We start from the raw sequence: 22,807 nt of genomic DNA on the forward strand, positions 1-22,807 counted from the left end.
CTGGCTTGAATAGCCATAACATGGGCAAGCTTTAGCGCTGAAAAAGCACGTCGCCAACATGCAGGGGTGTGAATACCCGTTTCACGGCAATACTAAAAAGTCCCTGTAACGTGACGGATCCGCAAATGCTTTGCTATGTTGGATGTACACAAATAAAAGGAGAAACACAATGACAGCATTACGCTATGTCAGTATTGGGTTGATGGCGATGATGTTGCTGGGCTGCGCCGCTCAGCAGGGCCAAAGTGTGGCGGAACGTCGTTCAGCGGTGATGACGATGCAACAGGAAGTGCTGCAGCAGTTGTATGCCGAAAAACCCAGTGTGAAGTCGCAAATCCGCGACGCAGTGGGCTATGCGGTGTTTGACAGTGCCAATGTGAATTTAATCTTAGCGAGTTTCGGCGGCGGTTACGGCGTGGTGAAAAACAACCGTAGCGGGGCTGTGACCTACATGAAAATGGCAGAAGCCGGACTGGGATTTGGCGCGGGTGTAAAAGATTTTCGTCTGGTGATGGTGTTTCACGAAGCAGCCGCTTTATCACGCTTCATTGAACATGGATGGGCGTTTGGTGCACAGGCGGATGCCGCCGCAAAGGCCGGAGATAAAGGCGCCGCTGCCGGAGGGGAAGCAACGGTTGACAACATTACCGTGTATCAGCTGACGCAGTCAGGGATCGCCTTGCAGGCGACCATCAAAGGCACCAAATTCTGGGTCGATGACGAGCTAAACTGAACCTGTTCAACGTGCCTTTGATGGAGGTTATTCCTCCATCGGGGCACAGAATACCCGCAGTGAGCGGGGCACAATGGTAACCAGCACTTCGTTATCAGTGTAAGGTTCCCCGTCAATCACATACTCAATGGTGTCCTGGGAGCGAATGCGAATGCGGCGCGCCCGGGTGTAGTGTACATCATCGGCCAACGCCTGATTGGCAAGGCCGCTCAGCGCCAATTCAAACATGCTCACCAGATGGTTCTCCGGGCGGGCATCTTCTGCCAGCCAGGTGATGTCAAGTAAGCCGTCTTCAATATCTGGGGCTCCACCTCCCTGTGCCAATACTGTGGTAAAGGGGGCTGCGTTGGCAATCACCAGGCTGCCGGTATTCAGCGGACGCTCTGCTTGCTCATCCAGCTTTACAGTGAGGGCCATTTGCTGGTTGCGTCGCACCGCTTCCCATAGCGCGTTGAGATAGGCAAATTGACCCGACATGTCTTTTTGTTCCCGGTTCGCGGCAGAAATCATTTGTTGTTCGAAACCAATGCCGGCAACCAGCAACATCACTCGTTCGTTACAGCGCGCGGTATCAATGGTACGCCGGGTACCCTCGGCGATGTGGGAACAGGCCACTTCCACCGGCAACAGCTTACTGCTGCTACCGTAGAGAACGTGGGCCAGCGCGTTGGCAGTGCCTAACGGAATGATACCCAGGGTCGCTTCCGTGTTGATCAGGGCGCTGGCGACCTCAGTGACCGTGCCATCACCACCGCAGGCGATCACATTGATTGCGCCGTTTTGCAGGGCCTTCTCGGCCAATGCAGTGCCATTGACTGACTCGCTGGTTTCGACCGTTTTAAGCAGGTAATGGGGACTGAGAATTTGTTCGATTTCCCGCCGGTAGGTTTGCCATTTACCCCCACCGGCTACCGGGTTGGCAATTAGCCAGGTGGTGGGGCGTAAATCCAGAACAGCGTCGCGATGCACATTCTCCAACGCCCGCAGTTGCGCCCGGTTCAGGGCTGCGGTGGTCCGTATCTGCTGGATCTGTTCGAGGACTTCTCGCACGGTGCGCTGACGATCTTTGGCCAGCAGGTAGGCGGCCATAACCAGTACTGAACGACCTCGTCCCAAAGCACAGTGGATCACGACTCCCCGCGATTGGCGACGTTGATACTCTACCCAGCGAATGGCTTGTAACAATTGCCCAGGGGGAGGGCTTTGATGATCGAGGACCGGAATGTTGAGGTACGCAAGTTCCTCCGACTCGGCGGTCCAATCCAGCCCGTCAAATTCCGCGGTGACATCCAGAATGGCCTGAACCCCTTTGGCCTGTAAGGTGTGCACATCTGACGGGAATAACCGGCAGGCCAGATATAGTCCCGGTTGGATTTCCTGAATGGCCGGTACCTCATCCCGCTTACGTTGCCATAGGTTGTAAAACTGTGCGCCAAGCAAGAAGGGAATGAATAACCAACGGACGTACAGGGGGATCGAACCATTCGCCCGTTTGCGAAATATCCCCGGTGCTTTAAAAAGATAGGCGACGGAGACAGCCAGCAGTGAAAAGCCAATCCACAAGCACAGCGCCTGTAGCAGCCACCATGGCAGATACCAGGCCAGCGCAGCAAATGCCGCAGCCGCTACCAAGTAATATTTGATGATGAACATCTTGGATCCTTTTTAAGTGTGGATGTCAGACCATGCTAATTTGGCTTGTCGTTACCCCTACGAACATCCTTTGTTACAACCGGAAATAATTCTGAGCTTCACTTTATCTTACACTGTGTGCAATCCCAATGATCAAGGATAGAAAGATGTTTTCATTTAAGAAGTCAATTGCACTGTCGCTGGTGTTGCTGGTGAGTCTGTGCAGCCAGTCGGTACTGGCGGGGGCAACCCGGTGGGTGCCTTTTGAACTGGTGCAAGGACGCATTTCCATTCCCATCGAACTGGATGGCGTCAGTACCCGTGCCATTCTGGATACGGCATCAGAATTTAATGCCATAAGCGAGTCTTTCATTCAACAACACAACCCCGACGTTGCTGAAGGCAAAATTATTGAAATTCGCACCGTGTATCGTGACGAAAAACGTCAAAGTTACAACGAAGTCGACATCGAGATGTTCGGCGTCGACTTTACCATGGACAAGCTGGTATCGATTGACATCGGTGTACCCGACACGGCAATTTTGCTGGGTGCAGGTTTCTTCGATGACTTTATCATTCAGATAGATTACCCGAATGAGCGACTGCGCCTGTTGAGCCCTGGCAGTGTTGATTTGGCAAAATTAAAGAATGTTGAGTCTCAAACTCATCGGGAAAACTATATGCCGATCGTCAAAGCGTCTCTGAATGATGATGAAGATGTGTGGCTTGTGCTGGATACTGGCCTGAGTGGCGGCGTGTTGCTGGAACGCAGTATTGCTGACGACAAGGGCTGGTTATCGTCAGCTGTTAGCCGCCCGACCCCGGACGTGCTTGAGCTAACTCAGGTCGATACCTTTGCCTTCAACAAGGTCACTATTGGCCCGTACGAACTGGACAATATTGAAGGATGGGTGCCGGTTGCCGGACAGGATATGCCCATCACTAAAACGGGCAAGGCGCAAGGAGCAACCCGCATCAAAGGCAAGAAAATTGACGGATTGCTGGGCAACGATGTGCTGCAATACTTCGTCCTGACACTGGACTACAAATACGGCCATGTTCACCTCGGTCTGGCTGAAGAGACTAATTAATCTTGTATAAAGGGGGATATGGCATTGCAATTTACGGCCGTATCCCCGACACTCTCGGTCTCTTCTTTCCCGAGAGCTTTCCATGTCCGATAAAACCGCAAAAGCTGGCGTTTTGTTCGCGATCGCAGCGTATAGCATGTGGGGCGTTGCGCCCATGTATTTCAAGCTGCTCACCCATGTCCCTGCGATGGAAATCCTCGTTCACCGAATTGTCTGGTCGGTGTTGGTACTGTTGATCCTGGTCTTGGCGCTGGGCCAGTGGCGCAAGGTCACCACGGCGTTGGGCGATCTTAAAGTGTTGCGGGTGCTATTGGTGTCCGGGATATTGTTAGCAGGTAACTGGTTATTGTTTATTTGGGCAGTGAACAACGATCACCTGCTGGATGCCAGTCTGGGCTACTATATCAACCCGTTGCTGAACGTGTTTCTGGGGCGCCTGTTCCTGGGGGAACGCCTGCGTCCACTGCAACAATTGGCTGTGGTGGTTGCGCTTATCGGTGTAACGATTCTTGTTGTGTCATACGGGCAAGTACCCTGGATCGCATTGGTGCTGGCGGGTAGTTTCGGGGTGTACGGGTTGTTACGCAAACAAGTGGCAGTGGATTCCATGCCCGGGTTGTTGGTGGAAAGCAGCATGATGTTGCCTTTTGCGGTGGCCTACTGGATTTGGTTCGCAGGACCGGCCAGCGACTTGACGACCAATAGTCTGTCGATGAACCTGATCCTGATCAGTGCCGGTATTGTCACCACTGCCCCGTTGCTGTGTTTTACCGCAGCGGCAAGACGGATCATGTATTCAACGTTGGGTTTTTTCCAGTACATCGGACCCAGCATGATGTTTGTGCTTGCCGTGGCGTTGTATAACGAGCCCCTGAGCCAGGCGCGGCTGATCACCTTTGCCTTTGTTTGGACAGCGCTGGTCATTTTCAGTCTGGATTCGTTGCGCAACTATCGCCAGGGACGTAAAGAACTCAAGCGTTCTCAACAGGCGGCGTCATAACAAGGCAGTTGCGGCCCTTTTTCTTAGCCGTGTAGAGGTTGTCATCCGCACTTTTAAGCAACTGCTCTATCGGCTCATCACGACAAAAACCGACGGCGCCAAGGCTGACGGTACATTGTATGGTTTGTTTCTCGTAGGGGATGGTTGCGGCTTCCATTTCACGCCTGAAGGCGTCTAAGCGCTCCAGCGCACGCTGCTGTTTGTCATCCCTGACCAGCAGGCAAAATTCCTCACCACCAAACCGCGCGGTGAGATCCTGCTTGAAGTGCTGTTGGATGAGATTGGCCACGTGCTGAAGGACTTTATCACCACCATCGTGACCGTAATTATCATTGACCCGTTTAAAATGGTCTAAATCCATCAGTGCCAGCACATCTCCCGCTCGGGCATGGTAGCGGGTAAGTTGCTCGAAAAAGTACCGTCGGTTGGCCAGCCCCGTCAGGTAGTCACTGTTGGCAGCCCGCTGTATCTCTGCAATTTGATCGATGTAATCCATGTTCTGGACAACACGGCACAAAAACTCTTCATGTTCGCAGGGCAGGTAAAGGAAGTCACTGGCGCCGTTTTTCATTAATCGCGCCGAAATGGAACCGGAGCGTTTGTCCGTCATGCCGATGATCGCAAGTTGGGTAGCGTCAGCACTTTTACGAAACTGAGCGATCAGGGAAATGGCAGACTGCTCTACCAGATTGTCATGTACCAGAACGAGCTTTATGTCTGGCGTTTCGGCCTGGATCTGCAATGCAAGGTCGGGATTGCTGGCAGGGTAGACCAGAAAGTTTAGCTGGGTGAGGCGGGTGCATAGCGCGCTGCGGGAGCGTCGTTCACTGTCAACCACCAACACGCCGGTGTGTTTGTTGATTTCCAGTCTGTGCAGCAAACGCTGAAGATATTCAAACACCTGGACACTGTCTTTAACGATGTAATCAACCACGCCAAAGCCCAGCACGTGCTTGCGCATTTCATTGTCGAGGTCGGTGGTCAGGGCGATTGTGGGAAGAAACGCGTCAACTGCAAACTGAATGCCTTCACCGTGAGGCGCGTCAGGCAAAGTGTAGTCGACCACGGCGCACAGGAATTGTTCAGGTGACTCTTGGTTAAACACCTGTTTGGCCTGAGTCAGAGAATCGCAACAAATGGCCGTTAACTGCGCTTTACCAATGACACGCTTCAATAACCTCGTACTGTGAGGTTGGTGTTCAATGACGAGCACTTTGTGGTGCATAGGACAGCCGCCGCGTGGATTTACTCTCAATCTATCAGATGGCAGCTGTCCGTCAATGTTCAGTGCTTATAGCGGGACCAGTTTAGCGTAGGCCATCATCAGCCATTTGTTGCCAAAGTCATCGAATCCTACTTCCACCCTGGCGTGGTCACCACAGCCCTCGTAATTCAACACTGTTCCGTCACCAAACTTTGGATGCGCTACCCGTTGACCCAGCGCCAGCCCGGTGTCATTGAACACTTCGTGACTGGTGGCCGGCTGGAAACGGTTGTGAACCGGGCGACTCACCGTATTGCGCAGGCGGACTTCCTCAACACAGTCAGCAGGTATTTCCCGAATGAAGCGCGATACTGTGTGGTACTTGTCCTGGCCATAGATACGTCGGCTTTCGGCGTAGGTCAGATAGAGTTTACGCATTGCACGGGTCATACCCACGTAACACAGGCGTCGTTCTTCTTCCAAACGACCAGGCTCTTCGTGACTCATCTGGCTGGGGAACATGCCTTCTTCTACACCGGCGATAAACACCAATGGAAATTCCAGTCCCTTGGCCGTGTGGATCGTCATCATCTGTACCGCATCCTGGTGCGCATCGGCCTGCGCTTCGCCGGCCTCCAGCGAGGCATGGGCCAGAAAAGCTGCGAGCGGTGTCATGTTATCGACATCCTCTGGCATATCAAACTGTTTGCAGGCAGTGACCAATTCTTCGAGGTTTTCCAGCCGTGACTGCGCCTTTTCACCTTTTTCGGCTTGGTACATGGCGTATAAACCACTGCTACGTATCACCGTGTCGGCCTGCTGATCCAGACATTGTTGTGCCGTGTGTTCCTGCAAGTGAAGGATCAGGTCAACGAAGCCTTGCAAGGCACTCGCTGCGCGTCCTGAAAGACGCTTTTCGCCGAGCAATTGCAATCCAGATTGCCACAGTGACTGGTTGGTGTTCTTGGCGGCATCCCGCACCAGGGCCAGGGTTTTCTCACCAATACCGCGAGCCGGCGTGTTCACTACCCGTTCAAACGCCGCATCATCAGCGGGGTGATTCACCATGCGCAGGTAGCCCAGTGCATCTTTGATTTCCTGACGCTCGAAAAAGCGTAAGCCGCCGTAGATGCGATACGGTATGCTTTCCTGCAGCAAAGCCTCTTCAAGGACCCGGGATTGGGCATTGTTGCGGTATAAAATGGCCACGTCTTCCAGTGCGTCGCCCTGGTCCCGCCATTCTTTGATACGGGCAATGATAAACCGCGCTTCATCCAGTTCGTTGAAGCCGGCGTAAACGGAAATTTTCTCGCCATCCCGATCATCGGTCCATAACTCTTTACCCAGACGACCCTGGTTATGATCGATCACCGCGTTGGCTGCTTTGAGAATGTGACCGGTAGAACGGTAATTCTGCTCCAATCGGATGGTTTCTGCGCCGGGGAAGTCACGCAGGAAATGCTGAATATTTTCAACATTCGCACCACGCCAACCGTAAATGGACTGGTCGTCATCGCCCACAATGACCATGGTATTTTCAGGGGTTTTTAGCATTCGCAGCCAAGCGTACTGGATGTTATTGGTGTCCTGGAACTCGTCGACCAGAATAGCCCGGAAACGGCGCTGATAATGGGCCAGTACGTCGGGATGGTTGACCCACAATTCGTGGGCGCGCAGCAACAGTTCAGCGAAGTCGACCAGCCCTGAACGATCGCAGGTTTGTTGATAGACCTGGTATATTTCACGCATCTGGCGCTGGGTCGGATCGTCATTGACCTCGATGTGCTGGGGGCGCAGTCCTTCATCTTTATTGCCGTTGATGTACCATTGTATGTGCTTTGGTGCCCAGTGCTTTTCATCCAGGTTCATGGACTTGAGCACCCGCTTGATCAGCCGGTACTGATCGTCTGAATCGAGGATTTGAAAGTTTTGTGGCAGGTTGGCTTCCTGATAGTGGCTGCGTAGTAATCGATGCGCCAGCCCATGAAACGTGCCCATCCACATGGTGTGCAGAGAACGTCCCATCAGGTGTTCTACCCGACCACGCATTTCCCGCGCTGCTTTATTGGTAAAGGTAACCGCCAGAATGCTGAATGGCGCGATATTCTCTACTTCCATCAACCATGCAATACGATGGACCAGTACCCGCGTTTTACCTGAGCCTGCACCTGCCAGCACCAGCATGTCTTTGGCGTCAGCACCGACTGCTTGTCGTTGTCGCTCATTGAGTTGGTCGAGTAACCGCGATACGTCCATCTGAGGTCCTTTGGGGTAGCTTACTTCAGCCGCAAAGTATACCGATACATACTGTGTTTTTATACACTTAATTGGATTCGCTATTAGATAGAACCCATTGCTATTCGGCAAAACCCGGTAACAACCGTTACACTTGTGTTTTGCCTCAATCATCACTACGGAACAGCATGAGCGCCACAGCACCCCTACACCATACCGACACTTTTTGGCAGACATTGAAACAAGAAGCGGAGCAAGTGATCCGTCAGGAGCCTTTATTGGCCAGTTTTATTCATGCCTGCATTCTTGCTCATCACAACTTTGAAGCGGCGTTGAGTTTTATTTTGTCGAATAAAATGAAAGATGATGTGATGCAGGTGCTGGCCATTCGTGAAGTGTTCGATGAGGCCTATATGCTCGAGCCCGCCATCGTGGATGCTGCTATCAGTGACATCAAGGCGGTGTTTGACCGCGACCCTGCTGTGCATTCCTACCTGACGGTACTGATCCACTTTAAAGGCTTCCAATCGATTCAGGTTCATCGACTGGCCCATTACCTGTGGAAACGAAGACGCACGGATCTTGCGCTGTTCATTCAAAGCCGTAACTCCCAGGTGTTCGGTGTTGATATTCATCCGGCAGCGCAGTTTGGTCGCGGCGTGATGTTTGACCATGCCACCGGCATTGTGGTCGGCGAGACCACGGTGATTGAGGACAATGTATCTATCCTGCAGTCGGTAACCCTGGGAGGGACCGGCAATGAATCTGGTGATCGTCATCCGAAGATCCGCCAGGGTGTCATGGTCGGGTCCGGCGCTAAAATCCTCGGCAATATCGAAATTGGCAGAGGCTCCAAGGTGGGAGCCGGTAGTGTGGTACTGAGTGATGTACCTGCCCACGTCACTGTAGTGGGTGTGCCGGCTAAAATCGTGGGTCGCCCCTGTTGCGAAAACCCCTGTGAAACCATGGATCAGAACGTTTTAGAGGACTGAGATCTAAGCCAGCTCAAGCAGTTCATCCAGCGTATCAAGCTGAATATCGGGTAACACCTGAACAGGCTCATGTTGCAATGACATGGGCCGGTTGTGTGCATACCAGGCAGTGCTGTAACCGGCACGACGGGCGCCCATAACGTCTTTCTCCAGATTGTCTCCGATGTGCAAGATGTGCTGGGCGGGCAGGTCAAGGTGTTGCTGAGCGATGGTGAACATGGTGCCATCAGGTTTCATCGGCTGCTGCAGATTGGCATGCAGACACAGGTCAAAGTAGTCTGCGATGCCAATTGCCTTAAGGTTCACATTGCCATTGGTAATGGCCACCAGTGGCCACCGTTGTGCACACCTGCTTAATAAAGAACATATAGTCTTATCTACTTTGAAGTCACTTCGAACCGCGTAAAAGTGGTTGAATGCATCCTCGACCAAGCGAGAGAGCTGAGGCTCTTTACAGCCAGCTAAAGACAGGCCGTGGGTTAGGGTGTGCAGACGCAGCGCACCCATATCGGTGGCCAGTCGGGGCTGCCGAGACAGCACATGGTCGCGACAGTCCCGCCAGTAGGAAGGAGCAAGTGATTGTGTGGCGGGCCATTCTTGGTGCAGGTAAGCGCGCAATGCCTGTTCTGCACGACGCATCACCGGGGTGTTGTCATACAGGGTATCATCGAGATCAAAACTGAGGGCGGCCGGTTTGGGCAGGCGTCGATACCAGCGCATAAACTATCCTTTCTTGGCGCGCGGGTGCGCCTTATCGTAGACCTTGGCCAGGTGTTGAAAATCCAGGTGGGTATAGATCTGGGTGGTGGACAGGTTGGCGTGTCCGAGCAACTCCTGCACACCGCGCAGATCGCCGCTGGATTCAAGAATATGGGTGGCAAAAGAGTGTCTTAATTTATGTGGATTGACGGTAACGTCCAATCCCTGCTGGCGAGCCCAATGGGCCAGCCGCTTGGCAATTTGCCGCACACCAATACGTTGTTTACGCTGGCTCAGAAACAAGGCGGGCTCGTGATCCTGACGCCACTGTTCGCGCACAGCCAGCCATTTTTGCAGCCAGTCTCTGGCCTGTCGTCCAATGGGGACGCGGCGTTCCTTGCTACCTTTACCCCAGACCCGAAGTTGACCATTGGCGAGCACATCGCCGACGTTAAGCCCCTGTAACTCGGACAACCGTAACCCACACCCATAGGCCAGTTCGAACATGGCGCGATCACGAATGGCCATCGGTGAGTCAGGGGCGATGGTCAGGAGCTGCTGAACTTGGTCCACATGCAGTTGCTTTGGCAGAGGGCGCCCTTGCTTAGGCGGCTGGATACCCTTGGCGGGGTTGCTTTTTAACACGTTATGGGCGACTAAAAACTCGCACAAGCCGCGTAACGCAGATAGCCGTAATGCCAATGAGCGCGGAGAAAGGTTTTGGCGCCTGCTACGTTGCAATACCTCGCGCACTTTGCGGCTATCCAGCTCGGACCAATCATTGATCGCTGCCAGTGCCATGACGGTGTCGAGCTGGCGACGATAATGAACGCGGGTCGCCTGGGCCAGGTTGCGCTCGTAATGAAGGTGTTCGATGAATTTATCCAGCCAGGCATGCATGCCATGTGGCCCAGACATCAGTAGCCTGCCAGTTTGGGCAACAATATGTTGAGAAACTGTTGGAGCTGAGAAATCAGCAATGTGTCCATGTCCGGATTGAAGTGGCTCGGGTCTCGGCTGCCCACTGCCAGAATGCCCAGTTCGCCTTTATCGCCCAGCAACATCAGGGCGGCAGACTCGGCCGGCTGGACACCAAACAACAGTTGTTTCTCGTGTTGGCTTAAACGACCAAAGAAGAAACATTCTTTTTTAAATCGCTTTTCAATGAATAACTTACGTTGAATCTCAGGAAGAGCATTGGCGCCGCTGAAGGCCCGCAAAGTGACCGATGCCAATTTCAATTGATTGATCATCGCGTCTCGCAAAACGTCAGTGACTTCGCTGAAATAACGGCACTTGAGCAAGCGCATGTTCAGATCGGCATAAACCCGATAGATGGCTTCATTCTGCTTGGCGATGTCGATCAACTGATTGAGTTTGATACTGAGCTGTCGTGACTTGGCTCGTAGCTGCTCGCTCTGTAACTCGACCAGAGATACGCTACCTTTTTGCTGATGAGGGATCTGCAGCTGTTCGAGAATATCGGGGTGCTGAATGAAAAAGTCAGGGTTGGCCTGCAGGTACGCAACCACATCGGCGTCGCTGACGGCAGCGACACTGTCCAATTCGGTCAAGGGTGCTTTGGCGCAGGATTGTCCCGATACTTCATTCATAGGCTCAAATATCCATCAAAAATGTGCTCGGCGGGCCCGGTCATCTTGAGCACATTGTCTTTGCCCTGCCAACGGATCCGCAGACTGCCACCAGGTAAATCTACCTGAACATCTTTGCCCAGTTTACCTTGAACTTGCCCAACTGCAACTGCTGCGCATGCGCCGCTTCCACAGGCCAGGGTTTCACCACAGCCGCGCTCGTAAACCCGCAGCTTGATGTGACTGTCATTCAGTATTTGCATAAAGCCAACGTTGACCCCTTCAGGGAAACGTTCGTGCTGGGTCAGTATGGGGCCAGTGGTTTCGACATCCGCTTGGTCGATATCGTCTACCGTCAGTACACAGTGTGGATTGCCCATCGACACGGCACCGACAAAGAAGGTCTGCTCGTCGGCGCGGATAATGTAAGTGCCTTCTTCTTTATTCGCTTTCAGCGGGATGTCGACAGGGTCGAACTGTGGCTTTCCCATGTTGACCGTCACCTGGCCATCCTTTTCAAGGTACATGACCATGCGACCTGCTTTGGTGCTGACAACGATCTTATTGCGGTTGGTCAGCCCTTTCATGCGCACAAAACGGGCAAAACAACGGGCGCCATTTCCGCATTGGGACACTTCCGAGCCATCCGCATTGAAAATACGATAGTGGAAGTCCTGTTCAGGATCATAAGGAGGCTCAACCAGCAACAACTGATCGAAGCCGATACCAAAATTGCGGTCAGCCAGTTGGACGATTTTCTCTTTGGAGAAAAACACGTTTTGCGTGACGTTGTCGACAACGACAAAGTCATTGCCAAGTCCTTGCATCTTAGAAAATTGGATTTGCATTACCACATATTCGGCATCGTTTTCGCTAGTTTACGAAACTTTATGCTCTCCTTTCCATAGGTCTTGTCGTTTTTCTCGTTCACGCACCAGAAAAGCCCGTTCGCCATCCACCAGGATTTCGGCCGCGCGGGGCCGACTGTTGTAATTGGAGGCCATCACAAAGCCATAGGCACCCGCACTGCGCACGGCCAATAAATCGCCGGCCTGGATCCCCAACTCGCGATCTTTACCCAAAAAGTCGCCGGTTTCGCACACCGGTCCCACCACGTCATAGATGCGGTGAGTGCGTTGCAGAGATTGATCCACTTCGATGATCCGCTGCCAGGCTGAATACAACGCCGGGCGCAGCAAATCATTCATCGCAGCATCAACGATGGCAAAATTCTTTTCTTCACCTTCTTTCAGAAACTCAACTTCGGTCAGCAATATGCCAGCATTGGCCATGATTGCACGTCCGGGCTCAAAAATCAGAGTTAAATCCGGTCGTTGTGCCATGCGGGTCATCAAGGCTTCGACATATTGGTCGGGATGTGGGGGAGTCTCCTCACGGTAATTCACACCCAGACCGCCGCCCACATCCAGGTGGCGAATGTGGATGCCTTGCTCTGCCAGTTCATCAATCAATGCCAACAAGCGATCTAAGGCATCGACAAAGGGCGTGCTGTCGGTTAACTGGCTGCCGATATGACAATCCATCCCAACCACATCCAGGTTCGGATAGCTGGCGGCCAGTTGGTAGATACGCACGGCGTGGTCCCGGGCGACGCCGAATTTGTTGGCTTTTAATCCGGTCGAAATGTACGGGTGTGTCTTGGCGTCAACGTCTGGATTTATTCGGATCGAAATCGGTGCCTGCTTGCCTCGGGCTCCGGCTACCTCATCAATGCGCGCCAGTTCCGCTTCTGACTCAACGTTAAAACACAGGATATTGGCATCCAGGGCTTCACCAATTTCTTCGCGGGTTTTGCCCACACCGGAAAACACCACTTTGGCGGGATCACCGCCAGCTTCAAGTACCCTCGCCAACTCACCGCCGGATACAATATCAAAGCCGGAGCCAAGCTTGGCCAGTACACTCAGCACGCCCAGGTTGGAGTTGGCCTTTACCGCATAGCAGACCAAATGTGGATGTTTGCCTGCTGCCCGGTCAAAGGCATGCCAGTGACGTTCAATGGTGGCTCGGCTGTAGACATACAAAGGCGTGCCGTGTTGCCTGGCCAGCTCAGTGACATCACACTGCTCTGCAAACAAACGTTGATTCTGGTACTGGAAAAAGTCCACTCAGGCCCCCTGTTCTTGATCAGGCGATTGCGCGGGTGGTGTTTGTTGTTCAGGCGCATTATCTGCCGGTGGAGGCGCGGTTAGCGGCCCTTTATTGCCACAGGCGCCAAGGGTGAATAACAGGCAGATGAGCGCGAAACAACGGCGGAAAGTCGGCTGCATACCAAGGACTCTCGGATAATTTGATGATGCCGGTATCATCCCATCGGTGGGGGAAAAATCAATAACCGAATGGGAATTTTAACCATCCGATGGCATAAGGTGAGAAGGTCAGCTGGTAGCCAGCTTAAGCAGCCGTTGTTTTACCGAATGGGGGTAGTTGACCTGCGCCCACAATGCCTTGCAGATCTGCTCAGTATCCTCCCACTCTTCATTCAGCAACCAATCGATAAACAGATCGGGGTTGCTCGGAAACGTCACCGGTTCCGGCGCAGGCAGTTGTAGCCAATGTTGCATGGTCTGGAGGTCGAGCGTTTGCATGCTAGTACACAGATCAAGCTGTTGTAGTGTGAGTACGTTGGACAACTGTTCGTATTGTCCCGCCAGGGGTTTGAGTAACAGCTTTTTGCCCAGCTGCAACGCTTCACTGGACAATTCAAAGCCTGCGTTGGCAATCACACCGCTGCAATGTTTGATGGCATGCTGGAAACGGGGTTTGGACGGTTTGCACCAATGAATGTTGCCGCTGGTGTGATCGTCTCTGATGTGCGGATGGAAGCACTGAAACGCGGTGTCCGGTTGACTCGACAACAAGGCTGTAATGGCCGGCACTTCCTCAAAGGGCAAGTACACCAGACAGTGTTTTTCATCCGGTTGCACGTCCAGAGCTTCTTCGATGAACGGTGGCATGATGGTGTGGCCAAAATGATACCAGTGCACGCCCAGTTGTATGTCTCCCGGGGCGAAAAAGCGGGTCAATAGTCGGTCAACAAAGCGATCACCCTGTTTTGGAACCGGATAAGCAAAGGATGCCTGGTGACTGATCGATATGCACGGTGTGTTATCCCGTTTCGCCGCCCAGGCGGTGATCGGCTCAAAGTCGTTCAACACCACATCATAGGACGTCGTATCGCATTGGCGGATATCACGCCACAGTTGCACAAGATTGGCTTGTTTCAGGGTTTGCCACTGGCTGACACGTCCTTTTCGGGTGCTGAACGTCAGTCCTCGCAGGGCCTCGTACTGACCAAACACATCCATGTCAAAGTAGCCCTGCGGCTGACGGCCGCTAAACACAAAATCCACCGACAGTTCGCTGCGTCGTGCCAGTGCTTTTGCCATTACCCTGGCCCGGGCAATATGACCATTGCCGGTGCCTTGTACGCCATACAGTATTTTCATCGTCCTACACTAAAACCACCAGACTGAAGGAGGAAATCATCAAACCAAGACACGCGCCGACCACAATGTCACTGGGATAGTGAACCCCCAGCAACACGCGGGAAAGTCCGATGGTGCACGCCCAGGGATAGGCAATAAATGCCATGGTGGGATAAAAGTGCACTACCTGGGATGCCATCAGGAAAGCCGCGGCAGTGTGCCCAGAAGGCAAACTGAATTTATCTGACGGTGTAATGTGGGCGTGCAGGTTTTTGAACAGGTCACAGGGCCGTTGTCGCTTGAAGGCCTTTTTCAGCACCACGTAAAGCGGTAATTCCAGCGCATAGGCAATCAATGCAGAGTACAAAAACAGGGCGCCATGCAGGGGATCGAATGCCCACAGCGCGAGTCCTATCAAGAAGTACAGATGGCCATCCCCGGTACGTGAAACCCAGCGTATCCAGCGACAGTCACGATTGGCTGTCATATTAAATAGCCAGTAAAACAATCGGGTGTCAGTTTTGGTTAAGCGGTTCATGGTCACCACCTCTCCCTGTTACTGACCTGCACAGTACGCAGGGGCTGTGACACAGATGTGACAATCCAGCGAAGTGTTTATGACAGTCGCCAGGGACGTCTTTACAAAGAACTGTTTTACAAAGTGAATATCTGCCACTACTCTGTCAGAAACAGCCTTGGGTATGGAACCGACGTATGGACTACAACACCTCCGAGCTTTGTGATTTATTCGCCGACAATGTGGATGTGGTTGATCCGATGTTTGTCAGTTATGGCGGCCGAGCCTCTTATGGTGGTGAGGTCTCAACCATCAAGTGTTTTGAAGACAAGGGGTTGATCGATAAAGTCCTTACCCAAAATGGTGCTGGCAAGGTGCTGTTGGTCGATGGCGGCGGCTCTACCCGTCGTGCACTGATAGACGCAAACACAGCCATGATCGCGGTTGAAAACGGTTGGGAAGGCATCGTCTGTTACGGCAGTGTGCGTGATGTCGATGCCCTTGAAGACATTGATTTGGGCATTCATGCGTTGGCATCCATTCCGGTCAACGCCGACTTTGAGCAGACCGGTGAAGCGGATGTAGCGGTTAATTTTGGTGGCGTGACATTCCTGCCGGAAGATCATATCTATGCCGACAGCACAGGGATCATACTGTCTCCGGAACCTCTCGACATCGACTAGCGCACAAAAAAAGGGCCATCGGCCCTTTTTTTATTGCTATTCAACCGCTTATGGCTGGCTGAACAGGGCGTTGAGGTAACTGGCGATACGAACGCCGGCCTGCTGCAGACGCTGTTTTACCGTGGGCAGGTTCTGGTGCAGGTATTGGTAAGAAATGGCATCTTTGTCCGGATAAATGGTGTCGCGAATCGCGGTTGATTCTTTAATCCATACCAACGGATCGTTTTGAAGCCATTGCTGCTGTTGCTCGGCGGTGATTTTGGCCAGCAACCAGTCGCTCCACTCCGTATACGATAATTGCTTCTGATCAATCATGCCCGAGTCCCACACCCGGTGCAGGTTTGAGTTTTGCCAGAAAAATTCCAGTTTTACATCGTTGCCGCCCCGGTCGGTGCCGTTCCCGGCATGCAGTGGCTGGTGCAAATCGCCAATGATGTGGACAATAAAATGCAGCGCCAGACGACGGTCTTCCAGCGGCGCCTTGGGATCTTTCAGGGTACGGCTGAAATCCTGCAGTGCGGTGTATGCATCACCGTGCTCGGGATGTTCCGCTTCAGCGTAGGTTTTGCCATGGGGCACCGTCACGTAATGCCAGGGATTGGCGGTCTTCTGCCAGAACTCGGTTTGTTCAGAGCGCATTTCGTCCGCCAGTGTAGACATTTCAGCCAGGGTAACGGTGGGGAAAAGGGCGGCGATTTGCGCCTGTGCCTGTGGTGTCAGATATGCCTGGGCGATTTGCCCGCTAATCCGGTGGCCGGTTTGACCCCAGCCGAAAGCTGGCGACTGGAACAACACGCCGACGGCGATGATGGCAAGCAGGTTTTTAATCATGATCTATGATCCCTTCCATTTGGCTGGTAGCCCCAACGGGGTACCAGCGTTTGTTCTATTGCGAGGTGGTCCAGTATACGGGCCACCACAAAATCGACCATGTCCTGAATGGATTCAGGCTGATGGTAAAAGCCTGGTGCTGCAGGCATCACAGTAACACCCATGCGAGACAGTGCCAGCATGTTTTCCAGATGCAGTGTAGACAGCGGCATTTCGCGAGGCACCACAATGAGTTGGCCCCGTTCTTTAAGTACCACATCAGCGCCCCGTTCGATCAGGTTGTCACTTTTGCCCGTCGCCACCGCAGACAACGTGCCGGTTGAGCACGGACAGATGACCATCTGACGAGGTGCGGCAGAGCCGGACGCGACCGGTGAAAACCAATCGTCTTTACCAAATACCGTCAATTGGTCGTCTTCACAGCCAAAGCGGGTGCGAAAAAACGCACTGGCTGCATCGGGCCCGGCGGGGATTTTAAGGTCCTGCTCGGTGGCCATGACAACCCTGGCCGCCGATGAAATCAGCAGATACACCCGGCACTTTGCGGCCAGCAGCTTCTCCACCAAACGCAGGCCGTACGGTGCACCGGATGCGCCAGTGAACGCGACAGTGATGGTCTGTGGTTGTTGCATGTCAGGCCAGCTCCTCTAGCAGTCGTTGATGGATACCGCCGAAGCCACCATTACTCATGACCAGCAGGTGATCGCCCGGACGGCAATGTTGGATGATAGCACGGACCAGATTATCCATATCCTGATACACGCCAACATCGACGTCACTGAAAGCTTTGAGATCATCGGTTGGCCATCCCAGCCCTACCGGGGCATACACAAACACACTGTCGGCATCACCCCAGCTCTTGGGCAAGGTCTCGCGGTGTACACCCATCTTCATGGTGGCAGAACGCGGTTCGAGTATTGCCAGAATACGCCCGTCACCGACCCGTTTTCTGAGCCCTTGCACCGTGGTCTGGATGGCGCTGGGGTGATGGGCAAAATCGTCATACACGGTGATGTCGTTAACTTGTCCACGAACTTCCATGCGCCGTTTAACGTTGACAAACTCGCCCAGCGCGGCGATGGCAATGTCCGGTTTAACACCGGCATGACGGGCCGCAGCAATGGCCATCAGCGCGTTGTTGACATTGTGTTGTCCGAACAGCGGCCAATTCACCCGGCCCAGGCGTTGACCCTTAAAGCTCACATCAAAGGCGCTACCGTCTTGATTCTGGTTGGTGGCCAGCCATTCACCGCCGAGAAATTGCACCGGGCTCCAGCAGCCCATGTCCAGCACTTTACGCAGGTTTTCATCCTGCTTTGGCGCAATCGCCAGGCCAGTGCCGGGCAGTACCCGCATCAGATGATGAAACTGGCGCTGAATGGCCGACAGATCGTCAAAGATGTCGGCATGATCGAACTCCAGGTTGTTCAGCACCAGCGTGCGGGGATGATAGTGAACAAATTTGGAGCGCTTATCGAAGAAGGCACTGTCGTATTCATCGGCTTCGATGACGAAAAACGGCGCATCGCCCAAACGCGCGGAAATACCGAAGTTTTCCGGCACACCACCGATCAGAAAACCCGGATTCAAACCGGCATATTCAAGGATCCAGGCCAGCATACTGCTGGTGGTGGTTTTGCCGTGGGTGCCGCTGACCGCCAGGACCCAACGATCCCGCAGCACATGTTCGCTTAACCATTGTGGACCACTGATATAGGGAATATTGCGATCCAGCACGTATTCAACCGCCGGGTTGCCCCGCGACAACGCATTGCCAATGATCACAATGTCCGGTGCCGGGTCAAGCTGCTGGGGATCGAAACCTTGTGTCAGCGTGATCCCCAACTGCTCCAGCTGGTCGCTCATGGGCGGATAAACGTTGGCGTCGCTGCCTGTGACCTGATGGCCCATCGCCTTGGCGATCGCGGCAATGCCGCCCATAAAGGTGCCGCAAATGCCCAGAATATGTATGTGCATAGTTTCAGAGTTGAGCTCGAATTTTGGCTAAGATTACCAGATTCATTTCGCCTAACCCACTGAAACTCTATCAGTTCGTGTGAAGAATCTGGCCATTACGGCTGAGTTTTTGTGCAAATGCAGGTACAATCCTACGCCGTGCGAAAAAAAACAATGACAAGCACAGCTACCTTCAGTACCTACACACAAAGGAAAAGGGCCAGAACCCGATGAAACGACTTAACTCCCAACTGCAAGAAGACGGTGCACCGCTTGAACTTATCCTGCTGATCAGAACATTGTTGGCGGGCTGTAAAGAAATCTCTTTCCGCGTTAGCCAGGGTGCTTTGGCTGGCGTGCTGGGATCACTGCTGAGTGAAAACGTACAGGGTGAAACGCAGAAAAAGCTGGATGTGATTTCCAATCAGATCCTCAAGGACATCCTCAAAGAATCCGGTTATGTTAAAGCCATATCGTCGGAAGAAGAAGACGATGTGGTGGCCTGTAATCCGGAAGGCAAGTACCTGGTCAGTTTCGATCCCCTGGATGGCTCGTCAAATACCGACATTAACAGTCTGATCGGCACGATTTTCTCCATTACCCACGCACCACAGTGGATGGAGGCGGATGATCCTTCTGCCTTTCTGCAGCCGGGTATCCAGATGGTTGCGGCAGGCTACGTGCTGTACGGACCGTCTACCATGCTGGCAATGACCACCGGACGGGGTACACATCTGTACACGTTGGATAAAACCCACGGTGGTTTCCTGTTAACTGAAGCCAATGTGCAAATCCCGGAGCAAACCAAAGAGTTCGCCATCAACGCCTCCAATCAGCGTCATTGGGAACCGCCGATGCAACAATACGTGTCAGATCTGTTGCTGGGTGATGAAGGGCCTCGGGGCAAAAACTTCAACATGCGTTGGGTCGGGGCAATGGTCGGCGATATTCACCGGGTATTGTGTCGTGGTGGCATTTTCGCCTACCCGTTTGACCAGCGTAATCCGAAGATTCCGGGCAAGCTGCGGTTGTTGTATGAAGCCAATCCAATGTCATTCCTGATTGAACAAGCTGGTGGTGCTTCTTCCACCGGCGATACGCGTATTCTTGAAGTGATGCCGCGGGAAATCCATCAGCGGGTGCCGGTGATCATGGGCTCTCGTGAAGAGGTTGAAACCTGTTTGACCTATTACGCCAAATAACAGCGTTACATCAGAATGAAAAAACCGCTCAGTTGAGCGGTTTTTTTATATCAACAGCACATCGTCTAAAGATGTGGCAGGATTGGCGCTATCACCAGACTGACAATCGCCATGACGTTGATCAGGATATTCATCGAAGGACCCGAAGTGTCTTTGAACGGGTCTCCGACGGTATCACCCACAACAGCGGCGGCGTGCACGTCAGAGCCTTTGCCACCGAGGTTGCCTTTTTCGACATACTTTTTGGCATTGTCCCAGGCGCCGCCGGCATTGGCCATCATCAGCGCCAGCAACACGCAGCCCAGTAATGCACCGCCCAACATACCGCCGAGTGCATGGGCACCAAGGCCAAAGCCGACAATCGGTGGCACTGCCACGGCAATGGCACCTGGCAACAGCATTTTCTTCAGTGCTGCTGTGGTAGCAATGTCAACGCAGCGCGCTGTATCCGGCTCCGCCTGACCTTCCATCAAGCCTTTGATTTCACGGAACTGACGACGAATTTCCTGGATCATTTCAAACGCCGCATCACCGACCGCCGTCATGGTAATAGAGGCGATCAGAAACGGCAGTACGCCGCCGATGAACAAGCCAATCAACACCATCGGATTGCCCAGATGCAGGGTGAAACCGTCAAACCTCAGGGTCATGGTTTCCACAAATGCGGCAATGATTGCCAGCGCTGCTAAGGCTGCTGCGCCAATCGCGAAGCCTTTGCCGATCGCAGCTGTGGTATTACCCAGTTCGTCCAGAGAATCGGTGATCTCGCGGGTTTCTTTGCCCAGCCCACCCATTTCGGCGATGCCACCGGCATTATCAGCGACCGGACCGTAGGCGTCGATGGCCATGGTGATGCCGACCGTGGCAAGCATACCCACTGCGGCGATACCTACTCCGTACAACCCGGACAGGCTGGTCGACACAAAAATGATCACGCAGATGGTCAGCACAGGAATCACCACCGATTGCATGCCGACCGACAGGCCAGTGATCATGACGGTGGCCGAACCGGTCTCTCCGGCTTTGGCAATTTTTCGTACCGGGGCGGCAGCGGTGTAATACTCCGTGACCAGACCGATAATGATGCCACCTACGGCGCCGCTGAGTACCGCCCACCACACGTGGGTATCAATGCCGGCCTGACCGACTACGAAGTAGGCGGCGGCGATGAACAACACCGCAGCAGACATGGTGCCGGCGCGCAATGCCACGTCGGGTTTGGAAGAGGACATCATATTGACCAGAATGATGCCCAGCACCGAGCACAGTAAGCCTGTGGAGGCGAGCGCCAGGGGTAAAAACATCAGTGATTCACGGCTACCCAGAGTACCCACGGCCATGGTTGAGGCAATCGCAATAGTGGCAATCATTGAACCGCAATAGGACTCAAAGATATCTGAACCCATGCCCGCAACATCGCCCACATTGTCACCTACGTTGTCGGCAATTACGCCGGGGTTGCGGGGATCGTCCTCGGGAATGCCGGCCTCGACCTTGCCGACCAGATCAGCGCCAACGTCAGCACTTTTGGTGTAGATACCGCCGCCAACACGGGAAAACAAGGCGACCACCGAGGCACCCATGCCGAAGCCGTGGATGATGTGCGCGGTGCTGGGATCACCCCCAAAATACCAGTAAAGACTGCCAAGGCCCAACAGGCCCATGGACGCCACACACAGCCCCATGATTGAACCGCCCATAAAGGCGATGGATAAGGCGTCTGCAGCACCCGTATCGTGGGCCGCCTGGGTCGTTCTGACGTTCGCTTTGGTGGCAGTAAACATGCCGATGTAGCCGGCCAGTGCAGAACACAATGCGCCAACCGTGAAGGCAATCGCGGTGTACTGCCCGAGCGAGAAATACAGTGCGATGCCCACCACCAGCGCGAATAAAAACAGCATTTTGTATTCACGGTGCATGAACACCATGGCGCCATGGTGAATGGCATCAGCAATTTTGCCAATCGCCGCGTTGGTGACCGGCTTGCTTTTGATGATCATATAGATGGCCAGTGCGCAGCACAGGCCGGCAATCCCCAGCACGGGTGGCAGGTAGAGTAGGTCGGTCATAATATCCCCTAAAGACAGAGTGGCTATGACACAAAGTGCGACATCACTGCAATTACCCTGGGCGAAAGCAGCACACGCTTTGCGATGTTTGGGTCTGTCGGTACGCGTTTTTCGCGTAGTGATTGGCGCCCGATAGCCCTTTGTTTTATTTACAAAAAATTAACATCTTCGGAGTGACTATAACGATCATTATGGGCAAAGTTCAAGCTTTTGCTGATTTATTGTGCGTTTTGCTCAAAAAGCTGCCTTATCCGGCGGCTGAAAGATTTCATCTTGGCCCTGTAGCCAGTATAATTGCACCATCCCAAACACGTTTTTAGAAGGTTACTCCGATGAGCTTGAATGCTGTGCCCGCAGGTAAAAACCTGCCTGACGAAATCAATGTGATCATTGAAATCCCCGCCCATTCTGATCCGGTGAAATATGAAGTCGACAAGGAATCCGGTGCGATTTTTGTAGATCGTTTCATGGCCACCTGCATGCACTACCCTACCAACTACGGTTACGTGCCGCACACTCTGTCAGAAGACGGCGACCCGGTTGATGTATTGGTGATCACGCCGTTCCCACTGTTGGCCGGTTCCGTGATCCGTTGCCGCCCGGTAGGCGTGTTGAACATGACCGATGAGTCTGGGGCCGACGCTAAAGTCCTGGCGGTGCCGGCTGACAAGTTGTCGACCATTTACCGTGGCATCACAGAAATTGATCAGACCCCTGAATTGCTGCGCAATCAGATTGAGCATTTCTTCGAGCACTATAAAGATCTGGAACCTAACAAGTGGGTTAAGATTGAAGGCTGGCAAGGCAGCGATGCAGCCAAGCAGGAAATTCTCGACAGCGTGAAACGCTACGAAGAGACCGACGACAAGCCTGCGTTCTAACGCACTGAAAAAGCCGACCATGAGTCGGCTTTTTTTATCCC

22 protein-coding genes are annotated in these 22,807 nt (G+C 53.3%); 7 read left to right on the forward strand and 15 right to left on the reverse strand.

The window, feature by feature from the left end:
• The first annotated feature begins 169 nt into the window (after positions 1–169).
• Positions 170–733: a lipid-binding SYLF domain-containing protein gene (locus tag LJ739_RS15180; RefSeq protein WP_229161884.1), complete on the forward strand. Its 564-nt coding sequence runs from the start codon at positions 170–172 to the stop codon at positions 731–733.
• A gap of 27 nt (positions 734–760) precedes the next feature.
• Here the strand turns inward: LJ739_RS15180 and LJ739_RS15185 are convergent, their stop codons facing one another.
• Positions 761–2,386 carry a diacylglycerol kinase family protein gene (locus LJ739_RS15185; RefSeq protein WP_229161886.1) on the reverse strand — a complete coding sequence of 542 codons (1,626 nt, stop codon included), beginning with the start codon at positions 2,384–2,386 and terminating at the stop codon, positions 761–763.
• Between the two features lie 146 nt (positions 2,387–2,532).
• Here LJ739_RS15185 and LJ739_RS15190 point away from each other — a divergent pair, with 146 nt between their 5' ends.
• Positions 2,533–3,456 carry a pepsin/retropepsin-like aspartic protease family protein gene (locus LJ739_RS15190; protein WP_229161888.1) on the forward strand — a complete coding sequence of 308 codons (924 nt, stop codon included), beginning with the start codon at positions 2,533–2,535 and terminating at the stop codon, positions 3,454–3,456.
• Between the two features lie 82 nt (positions 3,457–3,538).
• The gene (rarD, locus tag LJ739_RS15195) at positions 3,539–4,456 is read left to right on the forward strand and encodes an EamA family transporter RarD (RefSeq protein WP_229161891.1); all 918 of its coding nucleotides are present in this window, start codon (positions 3,539–3,541) and stop codon (positions 4,454–4,456) included.
• Here the strand turns inward: rarD and LJ739_RS15200 are convergent.
• Both LJ739_RS15200 and uvrD read right to left on the reverse strand, forming a co-directional pair.
• Positions 4,428–5,630 carry a sensor domain-containing diguanylate cyclase gene (locus tag LJ739_RS15200; RefSeq protein ID WP_229161894.1) on the reverse strand — a complete coding sequence of 401 codons (1,203 nt, stop codon included), beginning with the start codon at positions 5,628–5,630 and terminating at the stop codon, positions 4,428–4,430. The two genes, rarD and LJ739_RS15200, sit on opposite strands and share 29 nt — an antisense overlap.
• A 117-nt stretch (positions 5,631–5,747) precedes the next feature.
• A complete protein-coding gene (gene uvrD, locus LJ739_RS15205; protein WP_229161896.1) occupies positions 5,748–7,916 on the reverse strand; it encodes a DNA helicase II in 2,169 nt (722 codons plus the stop codon).
• 167 nt (positions 7,917–8,083) lie between these two features.
• Between uvrD and cysE the strand changes: the two genes are divergently transcribed.
• On the forward strand, positions 8,084–8,887 hold the full coding sequence (cysE, locus tag LJ739_RS15210; protein ID WP_229161898.1) for a serine O-acetyltransferase: 804 nt from the start codon (positions 8,084–8,086) through the stop codon (positions 8,885–8,887).
• A gap of 3 nt (positions 8,888–8,890) precedes the next feature.
• On the opposite strand, the gene LJ739_RS15215 is transcribed toward cysE, so the two are convergent.
• The 8 genes from LJ739_RS15215 to LJ739_RS15245 all read right to left on the reverse strand — a co-directional run bounded on the left by LJ739_RS15215 (position 8,891) and on the right by LJ739_RS15245 (position 15,165).
• On the reverse strand, positions 8,891–9,607 hold the full coding sequence (locus tag LJ739_RS15215; RefSeq protein WP_229161900.1) for an HAD-IA family hydrolase: 717 nt from the start codon (positions 9,605–9,607) through the stop codon (positions 8,891–8,893).
• A 3-nt stretch (positions 9,608–9,610) separates the two neighbouring features.
• Positions 9,611–10,504 (reverse strand): tyrosine recombinase XerC, encoded by an 894-nt coding sequence (locus tag LJ739_RS15220; RefSeq protein ID WP_229161902.1) that lies wholly within the window; start codon positions 10,502–10,504, stop codon positions 9,611–9,613.
• Positions 10,504–11,199, reverse strand: a complete 696-nt coding sequence (locus LJ739_RS15225) for a DUF484 family protein (RefSeq protein ID WP_229161904.1) — start codon at positions 11,197–11,199, stop codon at positions 10,504–10,506. Before LJ739_RS15225 ends, LJ739_RS15220 begins: the two co-directional genes overlap by 1 nt.
• The gene (gene dapF / locus LJ739_RS15230) at positions 11,196–12,026 is read right to left on the reverse strand and encodes a diaminopimelate epimerase (protein ID WP_229161905.1); all 831 of its coding nucleotides are present in this window, start codon (positions 12,024–12,026) and stop codon (positions 11,196–11,198) included. The genes LJ739_RS15225 and dapF overlap by 4 nt, the downstream gene beginning before the upstream one ends.
• A 30-nt stretch (positions 12,027–12,056) precedes the next feature.
• On the reverse strand, positions 12,057–13,307 hold the full coding sequence (gene lysA / locus LJ739_RS15235) for a diaminopimelate decarboxylase (protein WP_229161906.1): 1,251 nt from the start codon (positions 13,305–13,307) through the stop codon (positions 12,057–12,059).
• On the reverse strand, positions 13,308–13,508 hold the full coding sequence (lptM, locus tag LJ739_RS19200) for an LPS translocon maturation chaperone LptM (protein ID WP_407646790.1): 201 nt from the start codon (positions 13,506–13,508) through the stop codon (positions 13,308–13,310).
• A gap of 69 nt (positions 13,509–13,577) precedes the next feature.
• Positions 13,578–14,648: an MJ1255/VC2487 family glycosyltransferase gene (locus LJ739_RS15240; protein ID WP_229161907.1), complete on the reverse strand. Its 1,071-nt coding sequence runs from the start codon at positions 14,646–14,648 to the stop codon at positions 13,578–13,580.
• A gap of 4 nt (positions 14,649–14,652) precedes the next feature.
• Complete coding sequence (locus tag LJ739_RS15245) at positions 14,653–15,165, reverse strand: phosphatase PAP2 family protein (RefSeq protein ID WP_229161909.1); 513 nt, start codon at positions 15,163–15,165, stop codon at positions 14,653–14,655.
• 176 nt (positions 15,166–15,341) lie between these two features.
• Between LJ739_RS15245 and rraA the strand changes: the two genes are divergently transcribed.
• The gene (rraA, locus tag LJ739_RS15250) at positions 15,342–15,827 is read left to right on the forward strand and encodes a ribonuclease E activity regulator RraA (RefSeq protein WP_229161910.1); all 486 of its coding nucleotides are present in this window, start codon (positions 15,342–15,344) and stop codon (positions 15,825–15,827) included.
• Positions 15,828–15,875: 48 nt separating this feature from the next.
• Here rraA and LJ739_RS15255 read toward each other — a convergent pair whose 3' ends face one another.
• The 3 genes from LJ739_RS15255 to mpl are packed head-to-tail and all read right to left on the reverse strand — an operon-like array spanning position 15,876 to position 18,635.
• Positions 15,876–16,658 (reverse strand): S1/P1 nuclease, encoded by a 783-nt coding sequence (locus LJ739_RS15255; protein WP_229161911.1) that lies wholly within the window; start codon positions 16,656–16,658, stop codon positions 15,876–15,878.
• The gene (locus LJ739_RS15260) at positions 16,655–17,290 is read right to left on the reverse strand and encodes a flavin prenyltransferase UbiX (RefSeq protein WP_229161912.1); all 636 of its coding nucleotides are present in this window, start codon (positions 17,288–17,290) and stop codon (positions 16,655–16,657) included. Before LJ739_RS15260 ends, LJ739_RS15255 begins: the two co-directional genes overlap by 4 nt.
• Position 17,291: 1 nt before the next feature.
• Positions 17,292–18,635: a UDP-N-acetylmuramate:L-alanyl-gamma-D-glutamyl-meso-diaminopimelate ligase gene (gene mpl, locus LJ739_RS15265; RefSeq protein ID WP_229161914.1), complete on the reverse strand. Its 1,344-nt coding sequence runs from the start codon at positions 18,633–18,635 to the stop codon at positions 17,292–17,294.
• A 209-nt stretch (positions 18,636–18,844) separates the two neighbouring features.
• Here mpl and LJ739_RS15270 point away from each other — a divergent pair, with 209 nt between their 5' ends.
• Positions 18,845–19,816 (forward strand): class 1 fructose-bisphosphatase, encoded by a 972-nt coding sequence (locus LJ739_RS15270; RefSeq protein WP_229161915.1) that lies wholly within the window; start codon positions 18,845–18,847, stop codon positions 19,814–19,816.
• Positions 19,817–19,881: 65 nt separating this feature from the next.
• On the opposite strand, the gene LJ739_RS15275 is transcribed toward LJ739_RS15270, so the two are convergent.
• Positions 19,882–21,885 (reverse strand): sodium-translocating pyrophosphatase, encoded by a 2,004-nt coding sequence (locus tag LJ739_RS15275; protein WP_229161916.1) that lies wholly within the window; start codon positions 21,883–21,885, stop codon positions 19,882–19,884.
• Between the two features lie 332 nt (positions 21,886–22,217).
• Between LJ739_RS15275 and ppa the strand changes: the two genes are divergently transcribed.
• Entirely contained in the window at positions 22,218–22,766 is a 549-nt protein-coding gene (gene ppa / locus LJ739_RS15280; RefSeq protein WP_229161917.1) for an inorganic diphosphatase, read from the forward strand.
• Positions 22,767–22,807: the final 41 nt, after the last annotated feature.

The sequence above is a fragment of the Fluctibacter halophilus genome (assembly GCF_020687825.1).
GTDB lineage: Bacteria > Pseudomonadota > Gammaproteobacteria > Enterobacterales > Alteromonadaceae > Fluctibacter > Fluctibacter halophilus.